Consider the following 14,350-nt stretch of genomic DNA (forward strand, 5'->3'; position numbering starts at 1 on the left):
GGACGTTGCCGGGCGGGGTTGATATAGCGGTCGGGATCGCCAATGTCAGCCCTTGTTCCTACGTTACCTGCGCAAATGCTCGTCATGGCCGGGCTTGTCCCGGCCATCCACGTCTTGACCTCAACACGGGGCCAAACAAAAAAGACGTGGATGCCCGGCACAAGGCCGGGCATGACGGCGAGAAACGGATTTAAGTCTTCTGATGCGCCCCACCTTGCTCAATCCGCTGTTTGCACCGGTCACGACCCTTCCCGGCGTCGGACCGAAGCAGGACAAGCTGTTGCGCTATCTGCTGTCGCGCGATGAGACGCCGCGGCTGGTCGATCTGCTGCTGCATCTGCCCGCGAGCGTGATCGATCGCCGGGCGCAGCCGAAGATCCGCGAGGCGGTACAGGGAACCATGGTGACGCTGGAAGTCACCGTGGATCGCCACCGGCCGCCGCCGCCGCGCAATTCCCGCGCGCCCTACCTCGTCTACGCAAGCGACGATACCGGCGACGTGGTGCTGACGTTCTTCCGCGCCAAGCCCGGCTATGTCGAAAAGCTGCTGCCGGTCGGCGAGACGCGTTACGTTTCCGGTACGCTCCAGATGTATGACGGCATTCCGCAGATTGTGCATCCCGATCGCGTCGTGGATGAAGCAGCGTTTTCAAAACTGTCCGGCATCGATCCTGTCTATCCGCTTACCGAAGGTCTCGCGCTGGGTTCGCTCCGCCGGGCGATCGCGCAGGCGCTACTAAAGCTGCCGGAACTGCCGGAATGGATCAGTCCGGAAGTGATCCGCCGATGCAGCTTTCCGCCGATCCGGGAAGCGCTGAACCGCGTCCATGTGCCGCTCGAACTCACCGACATTTTGCCCGATGGCCCGTTCTGGTCACGGCTCGCCTTCGACGAACTCTTGGCCGGTCAACTGGCGCTGGCGCTGGTGCGCGCGCAATTGCGGCGCCCGGCGGGCGACCGCAACGCCGGCGACGGTCGTCTGCGCCACAGGATCATTGACGCGCTGCCTTATGCCCTCACCAACTCGCAGCGCGAGGCGATGGCCGCCATCGCCGAGGATCTGCGCCAGCCGGTTAGGATGCTGCGGCTGCTGCAGGGCGACGTCGGCTCCGGCAAGACGGTGGTGGCGCTATTGGCCGCCGCCGCGGTTACGGAAGTCGGCAAGCAGGCCGCCCTGATGGCGCCGACCGAAATCCTCGCCCGCCAGCATATCAAGACCATCACGCCGCTGGCCGAACGCGCCGGCCTGCGCGTGGCGATCCTGACCGGCCGCGAGAAGGGTAAGGAGCGCCGCGAGATACTGGCGCAGCTCGAAGCTGGCGAGATCGATTTCCTGGTTGGCACCCACGCGCTGATCCAGGACGACGTGATCTTCAAGGCGCTCGCGCTCGCCGTGGTCGACGAACAACACCGCTTCGGCGTGCGCGAACGGCTGGCGCTGACCAACAAGGGCGAAGCGGTCGACGTGCTGGTCCTGAGCGCGACGCCGATCCCCCGCACGCTGGTGCTCACATATTTCGGCGACATGGACGTCTCCGAGCTGCGCGAGAAGCCGGCCGGCCGCCAGCCGATCGAAACCCGCACCATATCGATGAGCCGCCTCGACGAGGTGACCGATGGCATCGGCCGCGCGCTGCAGGCCGGCAAGCTGGTCTACTGGATCTGCCCGCTGGTGGAGGAATCCGAAGCCGAAGGGACCGAGCACCTCACCAACGCGACGGAGCGGTTTGAAAAGCTGCGGCAACGCTTCGGCGACAGGGTTGGTCTCGTCCACGGGCAGATGAAGGGCACGGAGAAGGACCGCGTGATGGCGCAATTCTCCGCCCACGAGATCGGGCTCCTGGTGGCGACCACGGTGGTCGAGGTCGGCGTCGACGTCCCGGCCGCGACCATCATGGTGATCGAGAACGCCGAGCGCTTCGGGCTCGCGCAATTGCACCAGCTGCGCGGCCGGATCGGGCGCGGCTCGGAGGCGTCTACCTGCCTGCTGCTCTACAAGGAGCCGCTCGGCGAAATGTCGAAGGCGCGGCTGAAGGTGATCCGCGAGACCACCGACGGTTTTCGGATCGCCGAGGAGGACCTGAAGCTGCGCGGCGAAGGCGACGTGCTCGGCATCCGCCAGAGCGGCCTGCCCGGCTATCGCATCGCCCGCTCCGACGTGCACGCGCAACTGATCACGCAGGCCCGCGACGAGGCGCTTCGGATCATGAAGGACAATCCAAAACTCAAGGGCGAGCGCGGCGAAGCGCTGCGCTGCCTGCTTTACCTGTACGAACGCGACGAGGCCGTGCCGCTGATCGGTGCGGGATAGCGCGCTCCGGCGGCGGCGATGCGAAGCCGGTAGTGCTCGGTGCCCTCGACGATCTTGTCGATCAACGCCTCCAGCGCCCAGAATTTTTCGTGGACATCGAAGGTGACGGCGCGGCTGTGTCGGTGCAGGCAAACGTGCCGAGACGCCGGTGGTAGAGCTTTGCGAGCTTCGGATAGCCCATCGGTTCGGCCATCGCCGACAGCGCGAGGTAGACGGAAAGCTCGTCCGCCAGCGCCGGATGGGCGGCCGCCTCGGTCATCAGCCACTGGTAGAGATCGGGATGAAAGTTCGTGAACACGCCGGTAAAGCCGCGCGAACCGGCTTTCATCGCCTCATAGGCAATCGCCGCATTGGCGTTGACGATGGCGAGCGGCGTGCCTCTCGTCAGCGCCACCCGGCGCTTTACCGTTTCGAGGTCGCAGGAGACGTCCTTGAGGATGACGAAGCGGCCGGTACCCGCGCAGAAGGTCAGTTCATCGTCGGTGAGCAGACGGCGATAGGGCGCCGGGCACTCGTAGAGGCCGAGGGGAATTTGCTTCGGCAGCCGCGCGAGGAGCCAGGTCAGATCGTCGATGAACTTGCCGCCGCCTTCCCGCCTGGCGTCGAGACGGTTGGTGACGAGCACCATGCCGTCGACCCCGGTCGCGGCAATCGCGGTCAATTCGGCAAGCTGGTCTTCCAGGCTCTCGCTGATGTGGCCGGAAGCGATCACCGGCACGCGGCCCGCTGCGGCTTGTCTGACGAAGTAGGCGAGTTCAACCCGTTCTTCCAGGTTGAGATATTGCATCTCGCTGGACTGACAGACCGCAAACAGCGCGTCGGAACCATTGTCGATGTACCATTCCACCAGCCGGCCGAGGCCCGGATAGTCGATCTTGCCGTTCGCAGTGAACGGCGTGATCATCACGGGAATGATGCCTTCGATCTTCTTCGACACGGAGACCCTACTCCACCTTCACCTTCGCCGGAGCCGGCGCCAGCGCGGCCGAATTGGCCACACGCGCCGCGTTCGCCATGCCGGCCAGCGCGCCGTTGCGTTTCTGTTGATCGGAGCCGGGCTGCACCACGCCGGCAGACATGATCAGGGTCGCGGCGTCTTCGGTGCTCATGTCGACTTCGATGATCTTGCTCTTCGGGACGTAGAAGAAGAAGCCCGTGGTCGGGTTCGGCGCGCAGGGCAGGAACACCGAGATATGCTCCTCCTGGCCGGGAAGCTGGCTGGCGATGTTCACGCTCGGCGACTGCGAGATCAAAACGATCGACCACATGCCCGGCGAGGGAAATTCGACCAGGCCGACCTTGCGAAAGCTCGACCCCTTGCCCGAGAACAGCGTCTCGAACACCTGCTTCAGGCCGCGATAGATCGCGCGCACCACCGGCATGCGGCCGAGCAGGCGTTCGCCGAGATCGACCAGCGTCCGCCCGATCAGGTTGGCGGTGAGGAAACCGAGCAGCGTCAGCGCGATCACGGCGACGATCAGCCCCGACCCGGGCAGGCCGAATGGCAGGTAGGTTTCCGGCCGGTAGACCGTCGGCACGAACGGACGGACGATGCTGTCGACCCAGTTCACGAACCACCAGGTCAAATAGAGCGTGATCGCGACCGGCCCTGCGACAATCAGTCCGGTCAGGAAATAGTTCCGGAAACGGGCCATCAGCCCGGCATGGTGCGCGTCCGGCAGGGGTTCCTCCGGGGACGCGGTCGGGGGCAGTTCTTCGCGGTTCATCGTGGTTCCAGGTCAGGGCAGCCGAACTCGACATTCGGGCGCGATCGGACGCAAAACCGGGTCCCACTTTTGCTGATCGCGCCTATGCCAGCTAAGCCATCCTAGCAGGTTTTTGAAGGGCCAGCGTGACAGTCGATTGACTTGACTATTCGACCGTTACCGATTTGGCGAGATTTCGCGGCTGATCGACGTCGGTCCCCATCACCACGGCGGTATGGTAGGCCAGCAGCTGCACCGGGACGGCGTAGACCATCGGGGTGAACGCCGCCGCCATGTCGGGCAGCACGATGGTGACCAGGGATTCGATGGTGGCTTCCGCCGCCCCCTTGGCGTCGGTCATCAGGATGATGTTGCCGCCACGGGCTGCGACTTCCTGCATGTTGGAGACGGTCTTCTCGAACACCCGGTCGAACGGCGCGATCACCACGACCGGCATGTTTTCGTCGATCAGCGCGATCGGCCCGTGCTTGAGTTCGCCGGCGGCATAGCCCTCGGCGTGAATGTAGGAAATTTCCTTCAGCTTCAGCGCGCCTTCCAGCGCCAGGGGATAGCTGGTGCCGCGGCCGAGATAGAGCACGTCCTTTGATTTCGAGATGTCGCGCGCCAGTTTTTCGATCTGCGGTTCTGCTGTCAGCGCCGCCGCCATCAGGCGGGGAATCTCAACGAGGCCGTGGACGAGTTTGGTTTCGTCCTCCTCCGACAACTCGCCGCGCGCCTTGCCGGCGGCGACCGCGAGCGAGGCCAGCACCATCAACTGGCAGGTGAACGCCTTGGTCGAGGCGACGCCGATTTCGGGACCGGCCAGCGTCTGCAGCACGGTTTCGCTTTCGCGCGCGATCGTCGAGGTCGGCACGTTGACCACCGATACGGTGTGCACGCCCTCGGCCTTGGCGTAGCGCAGCGCGGCCAGCGTGTCGGCGGTCTCGCCCGACTGCGAAATGAAGATCGCGAGATCGCCCTTGCGCAAGGGCGCCTCGCGGTAGCGGAACTCCGAGGCGACATCGACTTCGACGGGTACGCGCGCGAACCGCTCGAACCAGTATTTGGCGACGTAGCCGGCATAGCTCGCGGTGCCGCAGGCGGTGATCGAAATGCGCTGGATGTCCTTGAAGTCGAACGGCAGCTTGACCGGCAACATCACGCGCTCGCTCGCCATGTCGACGTAGCGCGCCAGTGTATGGCCGACCACTTCCGGCTGTTCGTGGATTTCCTTGGCCATGAAGTGGCGGTAGTTCGCCTTGTCGACCAGCGAGGTCGAGGCCGTGTGCTTGACCGCGTCGCGGCGAACGATCGCGTTGTTCTTGTCGTAGACGGTCGCGCCCTTGCGCGTCAGCACCACCCAGTCGCCGTCTTCGAGATAGCTGATCGTATCGGTGAACGGCCCGAGCGCGATCGCATCCGACCCCAGATACATTTCGCCGTCGCCGTGACCGATCGCCAGCGGCGGGCCGTTGCGGGCGCCGATCATCAGGTCGTCGTCGCCTGAGAAGATGAACCCGAGCGCGAACGCGCCGCGCAGTTCCGACAGCGCCGCCCTCACCGCCTCGACCGGCTTGATGCCCTGCTGCAGCAAATTGTCGACCAGGTGCAGAACGATCTCGGTATCGGTTTCGGTCTTGAACACCACCCCCTTTTTCTCGAGCGCTTCGCGCAACTCGCGGAAATTCTCGATGATGCCGTTGTGAACAACGGCGACGCGATCGGTCGCATGCGGATGCGCGTTGTTCTCGGTCGGCTTGCCGTGGGTTGCCCAGCGGGTGTGCCCGATTCCGGTGTTGCCCTTGAGCGGTTCGGCATCCAGCCGCTTTTCGAGGTTCTTCAGCTTGCCCTCGGCGCGGCGTCGCGCAAGGCGGCCGCCTTCCAGCGTGGCAACGCCTGCGGAATCATAGCCGCGATATTCAAGCCGCTTGAGTGAATCCACCAACTGCTCCGCGACCGGAGCTTTCCCAAGAATGCCGACAATTCCGCACATGCGGTTCAATTTCCCCAAATCGACGAATAGCGTCGCAACCCGCTAGTCTCTTAACGAGAAATGAAGTCCGACAGATACTCAATAATTGTTGCGTATTGCGACAGTCTTAAGCGGAAAGCGTAACGGCCAGCCTAACCAGGGATTACCCTGTCACATCTGCGAGGCGTACGGGCCATGCCGCCAGGGCGCAGGCCTCACTTGGGCCGATGCTTGATCCGATGGGTGTCTGGCGCGATCCGTGATGCGGACGCAGCCATCAACCGAAGAAACGGGCGCGGTACGAGCACAGTAGCTGAAAGCGACCAATCAAAGACGTTGGCAGCTGCCGCTGCCAAAAAAATTGCTCTGCATCTTGACGACCGGCCGGCTAATGGGTGTCACCGTAATCCCGTAATTCGATCGACCGCGCGGACACGTTGACGGTGCCCTTGACGACTTGCAGGGCTAATCGGGATGCGGAACCATGATTTAGATCAAGATGGTCGCTCGACAGTCGCCCAAGGAATTCGCACAGTAAAGTTGCTCAACCCGTTTTTCTGGGCTGGACGCTTCGCGGCCGGGTCGCCGCGCTGGTGTCGGCCACCGCGATCCCAACCCCGCCGCCGCTTGCTGTTCGGTGATCTGGAGCATGTCACCATGAAACGCCGTCTCGCTGCTTTCGCAATCGTCGCCAGCCTGTACGCACCGGTTGCGCCCGCCAACGATGCCTTGGAAGCCAAGGTGCGGGCCTACGTTCCGGTCGTCTCCCTCGCCAAAGTATGTGACATCAGGATCAATGACGCCACCGCGGGTGACCACCGCGCCATGCTCGAAGCGGTGAAATCCGACCCGAACGCCAACAAGCTCGCCTACCGCCTCCATTACGAAACGCAGACGGCCTACATCAAGGCCCGCGACGGAGGTCAACGGGTCGCCTTCTGCAGGGACTTCATCGCAGCCAACAGCCAATACGCCAAGGCGCGCTTCACCGCCGTGGTCGAGGACCACATGAGCGACGTCAGCACTGGTGTGCAGAAAGCGATTGCCCACAACGTCTGCGGTGCGCCCCCCGTCAAGCTATCCAAGGCCGACTGGAAGCCGTACGCGCACATCAAGAAGATGCTTCAGACCGAGCATAAGCTGGCCAAGGAAAACGCCGAGACGAACGGCTGGAACGTCACCGAGGAAACGGCGGCGGTCACGGAACAGTTCTGCGCGGCGGTAAAAACCCGATGAGCATCAGCGCCGCCAATTGTCCGAGCCCGCTGATGCGTCTTTCCATTACGGTGACAGTGCTGGACTGCACCCCATCAGTGAGACACGATAATTTCTGTGACAGGTTGTCCCTGAGGTTGACCGATGACGGACAAGATGGCGATCAGAACGTTTCCGACGGCGTACAAATCGAAGGCACTCAAGGCACCTTGATCCCGGCACGCTCGATCACACGTGCGTACCCTGCGCGCTCCTTGGCGAGCGCCTCGGCGTAGGCCGGACCGGGCAGTTCGGTCTGGAGTACACCAAACTTTTCGAGTGCGGTGCGGACTTCGGGGATCTTGCCGACCGCGACAAGCTCTTCAATGAGGTTCTTCACGATGTCGGGCGGCATGTTGGCGGGGCCGACCCAGCCGAATGCCGGCATCAGTTCGAAGCCCGGTAGGGTCGCGGCTGTCGGCTCGATCTCCTTGGCGAGCGGATAGGGCCCAGGCGACGTGATCGAGACGGCACGCAGCTTGCCGCCTTTCACCTGCTCGTATGCCACGGCGAAGTTGTCGCAGGCGAGCCGGATCTGACCACCAATCAGATCCTGGATGCTGATGTTCGATGCGCGGTAGGAGACGGCCGTCATCTTGACCCCCGCGGCGTCCTCCAGCATCGCGCCGCAGATATGCTGCGTCGTGCCGGGGCCGGATGTCGCATACGGCGTCTCCGGGTTTGCCTTCAGCCAGGCGATCAGCTCCGGCATGGTGTTGGCCGGGACGGAAGGGTTGACGAGCCAGATGTTCGGCTGTGCTGCCATGCCATAGAGGTAGGTGAAGTCTTTCTCGACGTTGTAGGGGATCTTGTCCTTGATCAGGATCGGATTGATGGCGATTCCACCGGAGGTCGCCACCGCAATGGTGTAGCCGTCCGGCGCCGCGCGCGTCATCGCGTGCAGGCCGTTGACCCCGCCCGCACCGGCCTTGTTCTCGACGACGAACTGCTGGCCGAGCCGCTTCGTCAGTTGCTCTGCAAAAATGCGCGCCATGACGTCCGTGTTGCCGCCGGCGGCGAACGGTACGATGATCGTCACGGGCCTCGATGGCCACTTGTCTTGAGCCGTCGCAGCGCCAGCGAGCAAGCCGAGCGTCGAGGCCACCACGGCGAGTCTTGCGAGAATACGGTACAGCATTTTGTTCTCCGGCCTCTGACGAGTTGCATTGCAGCAAGAAAGTCGGTCAGCCCGAGGATCGACTGGTCGTTCCGAAGGATATTTTGCCAGACGTAAATATGTCAATGACGCGTAGGATTTCGAACCCTTCCCGTGGTCCTTTGGGTCCGAGAGGTCAAATTCACAGGGGGCGACTCTCGCTAATCCTTCAACTCTTGACGATAACCATATTGCGGCTTGCGACAGTCCTAAGCCGAAAGCTTAGCAAGCCCCGCGCTCACCCCTCTTTCGGAGCCTTCGCCCGCATCTTCATCTCGCGATACCTTGCCGCCCCGCCCTCGCGGTTGCTCTGCGGGCTGCGCTCCACGGCCATCGCGTCGTCGGGCACGTCCTTGGTGATGACGGAGCCCGAGCCGATATAGGCGCCGTTGCCGATTTTCACCGGCGCTACCAGCGAGGAGTTGGTGCCGATGAACGCGCCGGTGCCGATCGTGGTCTTATGCTTGAAGAAGCCATCGTAATTGCAGGTGATAGTGCCGGCGCCGAGATTGGCGTTGGCGCCGACATGGGCGTCGCCGACATAGGAGAGATGGTTGACCTTGGCGCCCGCCTCTAACGTCGCGGCCTTGGTCTCCACGAAATTGCCGATGCGAACGCCCTCGCCGAGCGAGGTGCCGGGGCGCAGGCGCGCATAGGGGCCGACGGAGGCTTTCTTTCCGATCGAGGCCTGCACGATGTGCGAGAACGAATGGATCACCGCGCCATCGGCGATGGTGACGCCGGGGCCGATCACCACGAACGGCTCGATGGTGACGTCGTTGCCGAACGTGGTGTCGGCGGCGAGATAGACCGTCTCCGGCGCGATCAGCGTCACGCCGGCGTCGAGGGCTGCCTTGCGCAGCCGCGCCTGCATCACCGCTTCGGCTTCGGCGAGCTGGCTCTTGTTGTTGATGCCGCGCACTTCGTCTTCGCTGGTTTCGATCACGACGGCCTCCAATCCCATTTCCCTGACAATAGCGACGGCATCGACCAGATAATACTCGCCCTTGCTGTTGGCGTTGCCGATCCGGTCGAGAATTTCCAGCGCGCGGCGGCCGTCAAACGCCATCACGCCGGCATTGCACAGCGTCACCTTGCGCTCTTCTTCGGTCGCGTCGGCATGCTCGCGGATTGTCACCAGGCGGCCGCCCTCGAGCAGCAGCCGCCCATAGCCGGTGGGGTCCGCGGCACGGAAGCCGAGCACGGCAAGGGCTGCGCCCTGCTCCAGCGGCGCGCGCAGCCGCGTAAAGGTTTCTGCCGAAATCAGCGGCGTGTCGCCGAACGCCACCAGCAGATCGTCGGCGCCGCGGGCGATGGCGTCGCGGGCGGCGAGCACGGCATGGGCCGTGCCGAGGCGCTCGGCCTGAATGAACGTTGCTGCATCGGTGCGGATGCGCGCGACCTCGTCGGTGACCGCCTTGTGGTCCGGCCCGATCACGACCGCCAGCGCAGCGCCCGTTCCGTGCGGGGCCGCGTCCAGCACATGCGCCAGCAGCGACTGGCCGGCGACCGGGTGCAACACCTTCGGCAGCGAGGATCGCATGCGCGTCCCCTCGCCGGCCGCAAGCACGACAGTCAGGCTGGATCGAGCGGTCATTCTATTCCCTAGCGGACAATACGGATGGGCGCCGGCCGTCTTTAATTGTTTTCCCCCGGAGATCAAACCGATTCGCCGCCCCGAAAAGGTCCGGATTCAAGTGGCCGGCGCTTTTCCTGTTAATGTTTGCCGTGTGATTCGGCAGGGCCTTGAGGAGGGCCAGGGGCGCTTGGCCAAAAAACCAGACCATCTCGCGGACTTCGAGGCGGATGACACCGGTGGCGTGCTGAGCAACCTGTTGGCCGACGAGGACGATCTTGACCGCCGCGCGCTGTGGCGGATCGGATCATGGGGCGTCGGCGCCACGGCCGCGGTGATTCTGGCAGTGATGGCCAACCAGTCGTCGCTCGGATTGAAGCGGGAACAGGTCGCCGCCGCCGATCTGGCCCGGCAAGCGCAGCAGATCCAAATGGTTGCGAGAGAAACCCAGAACGAGGCACGACGGCTTGCCGCCGCCATCGACACGCTCAATAGCGATCGCGACAGGCTGTATTCCCGGGTCACCGGTCTGGAACAGGGGCTCGACTCCGTCACCGGGGCTATCGCCCGGCAGGGTTCCGCTACGGCCTCGCCGCCGGTTGCACATGCGGAACCGCAGGCCGCCCAAAGCCTGCAGCCGTCGCCAGCCGTTGCGCCGGTAGCAACCGCCCCGGGCACGGCGCCCGTTGCCGCCACCCCGGAGCCCGCCCCTGCTGCGGTTTACTCCGCCGCAAAGGATGCCGCGAAGACCGAAGCAGCCAAAGCGGATAGCGCCAAGCCGGAAGCGGCAAAGGCGGAAACGGCAAGAGCGGAAATGGCAAGAGCGGAAATGGCAAAGGCCGACGCCGTTAAGCCGGAGCCCGCCACGCCGCTGATGGCGTCGCAGTCGATGATGGCCCCGCCCGATCCCGCCGCCGGCAAGCTGATCGAGCCGGGCAAGGCGCCAAACCCTGTCATCGCGAGCCCGATCCCTGATGTCGTGGCGGCGGCGCCATCGGCGACCGATGCGGAAACCGACGATGACACCGCGCCGAAAGTCTCGCTGCGGCGAACCGAGTTCGGGGTCGATCTCGGCAGTGCCAATTCGGTGAACGGGCTGCGCGCGTTGTGGCTCGGGCTGTTGAAATCGAGATCGAACGCCCCGCTGACGGCGTTGCGTCCGATCATCGTCATCAAGGAAAACACCAATGGGCTCGGCATTCAGCTTCGCCTGGTGGCCGGTCCGCTGAACGACGCCGGCGCCGCCGCCAGGATCTGCGCCGTCCTGGCCGAAAACAAACGGCCTTGCGAGACCGCGATCTTCGAGGGCCAGCGGCTGTCGCTGAAGTCGGATGATCCGCCGCCCACCGCCGCCAAGCCGACGCCGCGCCGGCCCGGCATCGCCAAACGGGCGGCGGCAGCGATCGTCGAGGAAACAGCGAAGAAGCCGGAACCGCCGCCACCGGCGACGCAGACCACATTGTCGTCCTTCTTCAACAGGAAAAGTTCACAATAATCTTTTGACACCAGCGCGTTACGCCGAATTTTTGACACGCGCTATCGCCATTGGCGAACGCTTGTCCCGGCAGCCAATCCCGACCATATTGCGCCTATGAAAAAATCCCCGTTCCGGCTCACGCCCTATCAAGTCCAATTCCTGCTGGTGGTCGGCTTCGTCACCGTCGGCTACGCGCTGTACCTGCGCTATCTCGCGGTCGAGCTCTCAACCGTCGCGCTGGCCTGCGACGCCGGCCTGCAAAGCATGCTTTGCAAGTCGCGGACGCTCGCCACTTATCTGTTCAAGAATTCGGTGTTCGGCATCGCCGCGCTGATCATTGCGACGCTTCACGTCATGCGGCCGTCGATCGTGCTGTTGACCGGCGGGCTGATCGCGGCGGGATTCGGGATCGTGCTCTACAATATCGTGCTGTCGGGAATTGCGATCGGCCTGCTCATTTTGGGATTTGCACGGCCCGCGCCCGCCACAGCGTGAGCGCCAGCAGCAGATAGATCGCGCAAGTCCACATCGACTGCCAGTTCTGGTTACCCTCGTTGAAGCCGGTGAAGAGCGCGGCGGCGACCAGCAGACCGGCAAAGGTGGATTCGGCGATCGGGCGCACGCCCTCCATCGGCCGGTTGAGCAGCATCAGGGCCACGAACGGCACCACCGCCATGGTCAGCGAGGCGAACGGAAAATCGCGGTAGCGCGGATCGAACGTAAAGCCGAGCGCGGTTTCCGCCGCGATCACCGTGGTGACGACAAGCACGAAACCCAACAGCGCCGTCAGCACCGATTTGGTCCGGCCGTCGCGCGGCCCGAACAATTCGAGGAATGTCGGCAGCGGCCGCCCCGACATCGCAGCGTTCGCGCACAGCAAGGGTGAGGTAATGCCGGCCGCCAGCAGCGCCCCCCATTGCAGCCAGCCGCCGGCGCCGTAGCTCTCATAATACATCTTGTCGACGGCGACCCCGAGCAGCATGCCGGCTGTTGTCGCCGACGTCCCGACCGCGACCCATGAGGCGAACCGCGGTTTCCACGGCCGCCGCCGCAGCGTCAGCCAGCCCGCCAGGAAGACGAAGGCGCTGAGCGCCATTCCGCTTCCCATCTGCAGTTTCCAGGACGGATAATTGCTGATCGGCTCTCCAGGCGGATATTTCACCGCGCGCTGCGCGTCATCGATCAGGCCCCAATAGCCGCCGACGGTGCCTTCGAGCTGGCGCTTCCACGGCTGGTCGTAGGCCTCGATCAAATTGACCCGAAACTTTTCGCGCTTGGCGAGGTCGAGGATTTCGGACACGACGCGCGCCTGGTTGGTGCGCGACGGCAGCGCGCCATCGCGCATCCGCCCCGCGCTCGGCCAGCCGGTTTCGCCGATCAGGATTTCCTTGTTCGGAAACGCCACCGCCATCCGCTTGCGGATATCGTCGACATGGCCGGCGGCGTGTTTCGCGCGCACCGGGATGTCTTCCCAGTACGGGAGAATATGAATGGTGACGAAGTCGACGGCGTCATAGACTTCGCGGTTGCGCAGCCAGAATTCCCAGACATCGGCATAGGTCACGGGCACGGTGACGCGTGACTTGACCGAGCGGATGTGGGCCGCGAGGTCCGATGTCGTCATCTCGCCGCGCAGCAGCACCTCGTTGCCCACCACCAGCGCGGTGATGACGTCAGGGTGTTCCTTGGTCAGTTCGACCGCTACCGAAATCTGAGCGAGGTTCTTGATCCGGTTGCTGGAAAGCCAGATGCCCTGGATCACCTTCAGGCCGACCTTGGCGGCCAGCGCCGGAACCTGGTCAAGCCCGTTCTCGATCGAATAGGTCCGCACGCAGTCGGTGATCTTGGCGAGCTGAGCCAGATCCTGCGCGATCTGTTCAGGAAGAATCTGCGTGGTCGGAATCAGGGGGGTCTGCGCGCCGCGGAACGGGGCGTAGGAAACGCATTGCAGCTTCGCGTTGGGGTCGATCGGCGCGCGCACGAGCGTAATCGGCGTGGCCAGCCACCACCAAAGGGCCGCGATCATACCAAGCGATGAAAGGAGAAGCGCCAGCGGCGTACGAAGAGAAATCGGTTCCATCCTCCGGGCGGGGACCGTCGATTACCCGTTCATCGGCGTTCTGCCAAGATGCAGGATCGTCCTATTGCCCCTCATCCCCTGCGGCAGTTTTACCACCGCCATGATAAAGTTGTGACTTTGCTGGACAAAATCCGAAATACCCGTCATGTGAATCGCTGGGCTTGTCCGCCGCATTGGGGACGAATTTGGGCGGCAACAAGCCACCATCACACCAGCCGCGCGGCTGGAAACTAATCGGGGAATGTATGCGTCGACGGGTGCTTGATCCAAGAGTTGCGGTTTTGCGGCGCTTCGCCGCTGCCGGCCTGGCCCTCCTGATCGGATCGGCCGGCGCGTTTGCCCAGAGCGGCACCCCGGCGCCCCAGGATCAATCCGGCAAGCCGCCCGCCAATGCCGCCGACGTCAACAAGGACAATCAGCGCAAGGCCGACGAATTCGTCGAGGCGGCCCAGGCCATCAACGGCCCGGGCGGAAACCCCGAATGCGTCTGGCTCGGCCGCCGCGTGGTTCGCCTGATGTGGCGCGACGACCTGGACACCGCGTTCCGGCATCTCGATCTCTACGACCGGTTCGGCTGCCCCGGCGGCCATGTCCAGGCCGCCTTCCGCTGCCTGACCCGCTTTGGCGGACAGATCGATCCCAAAGTGGCCGAAACCCTCGACAGCCGCATCCACGTCTGCTGGATCAATCCGGGCGCCCAGCCCCAGGCTGCCGCGGCGGGCAACCCGGCGCCTGCGACCGCCGGCAATGCGGCGCCAGCCGCGGCCGCTTCGCCCTCGCCGGCCCCGAGCGCCAGCCCCGCCCCGCCGGCGAAATAG

Annotated in this window: 10 protein-coding genes and 1 pseudogene; 5 read left to right on the forward strand and 6 right to left on the reverse strand. The window is 64.1% G+C overall.

Annotation, left to right across the window (positions count from 1 at the left end):
- Positions 1 to 202: 202 nt before the first annotated feature.
- Entirely contained in the window at positions 203 to 2,311 is a 2,109-nt protein-coding gene (gene recG, locus C7G61_RS15940) for an ATP-dependent DNA helicase RecG (RefSeq protein ID WP_108515771.1), read from the forward strand.
- Here recG and C7G61_RS15945 read toward each other — a convergent pair.
- The 3 genes and pseudogenes from C7G61_RS15945 to glmS form a co-directional block, all read right to left on the reverse strand.
- Positions 2,263 to 3,248: pseudogene (locus C7G61_RS15945) on the reverse strand (dihydrodipicolinate synthase family protein). The gene recG and the pseudogene C7G61_RS15945 sit on opposite strands and share 49 nt — an antisense overlap.
- A gap of 7 nt (positions 3,249 to 3,255) precedes the next feature.
- A complete protein-coding gene (locus tag C7G61_RS15950; protein ID WP_108515773.1) occupies positions 3,256 to 4,038 on the reverse strand; it encodes a DUF502 domain-containing protein in 783 nt (260 codons plus the stop codon).
- Positions 4,039 to 4,183: 145 nt separating this feature from the next.
- Positions 4,184 to 6,010, reverse strand: coding sequence for a glutamine--fructose-6-phosphate transaminase (isomerizing) (glmS, locus tag C7G61_RS15955; RefSeq protein ID WP_108515775.1), 1,827 nt, complete (start codon positions 6,008 to 6,010; stop codon positions 4,184 to 4,186).
- 636 nt (positions 6,011 to 6,646) lie between these two features.
- Here glmS and C7G61_RS15960 point away from each other — a divergent pair.
- Positions 6,647 to 7,225 carry a hypothetical protein gene (locus tag C7G61_RS15960; RefSeq protein WP_145963630.1) on the forward strand — a complete coding sequence of 193 codons (579 nt, stop codon included), beginning with the start codon at positions 6,647 to 6,649 and terminating at the stop codon, positions 7,223 to 7,225.
- Between the two features lie 178 nt (positions 7,226 to 7,403).
- Here the strand turns inward: C7G61_RS15960 and C7G61_RS15965 are convergent, their stop codons facing one another.
- Both C7G61_RS15965 and glmU read right to left on the reverse strand, forming a co-directional pair.
- Positions 7,404 to 8,381 (reverse strand): Bug family tripartite tricarboxylate transporter substrate binding protein, encoded by a 978-nt coding sequence (locus C7G61_RS15965; RefSeq protein ID WP_108515779.1) that lies wholly within the window; start codon positions 8,379 to 8,381, stop codon positions 7,404 to 7,406.
- A 256-nt stretch (positions 8,382 to 8,637) separates the two neighbouring features.
- Complete coding sequence (glmU, locus tag C7G61_RS15970) at positions 8,638 to 9,996, reverse strand: bifunctional UDP-N-acetylglucosamine diphosphorylase/glucosamine-1-phosphate N-acetyltransferase GlmU (RefSeq protein WP_108515781.1); 1,359 nt, start codon at positions 9,994 to 9,996, stop codon at positions 8,638 to 8,640.
- Positions 9,997 to 10,165: 169 nt separating this feature from the next.
- Between glmU and C7G61_RS15975 the strand changes: the two genes are divergently transcribed.
- Positions 10,166 to 11,470, forward strand: coding sequence for a hypothetical protein (locus tag C7G61_RS15975; RefSeq protein WP_108515784.1), 1,305 nt, complete (start codon positions 10,166 to 10,168; stop codon positions 11,468 to 11,470).
- 96 nt (positions 11,471 to 11,566) lie between these two features.
- A complete protein-coding gene (locus C7G61_RS15980; protein ID WP_108515786.1) occupies positions 11,567 to 11,947 on the forward strand; it encodes a hypothetical protein in 381 nt (126 codons plus the stop codon).
- Here the strand turns inward: C7G61_RS15980 and C7G61_RS15985 are convergent.
- Positions 11,907 to 13,532 carry a glycoside hydrolase family 17 protein gene (locus tag C7G61_RS15985; protein WP_108515788.1) on the reverse strand — a complete coding sequence of 542 codons (1,626 nt, stop codon included), beginning with the start codon at positions 13,530 to 13,532 and terminating at the stop codon, positions 11,907 to 11,909. The genes C7G61_RS15980 and C7G61_RS15985 overlap by 41 nt on opposite strands.
- 245 nt (positions 13,533 to 13,777) lie before the next feature.
- Here C7G61_RS15985 and C7G61_RS15990 point away from each other — a divergent pair, with 245 nt between their 5' ends.
- Positions 13,778 to 14,350, forward strand: a complete 573-nt coding sequence (locus C7G61_RS15990) for a beta-1-3, beta-1-6-glucan biosynthesis protein (RefSeq protein ID WP_108515790.1) — start codon at positions 13,778 to 13,780, stop codon at positions 14,348 to 14,350.

The organism is Bradyrhizobium algeriense, assembly GCF_003062295.1.
In the GTDB taxonomy this organism is placed as follows: Bacteria; Pseudomonadota; Alphaproteobacteria; order Rhizobiales; family Xanthobacteraceae; genus Bradyrhizobium; species Bradyrhizobium algeriense.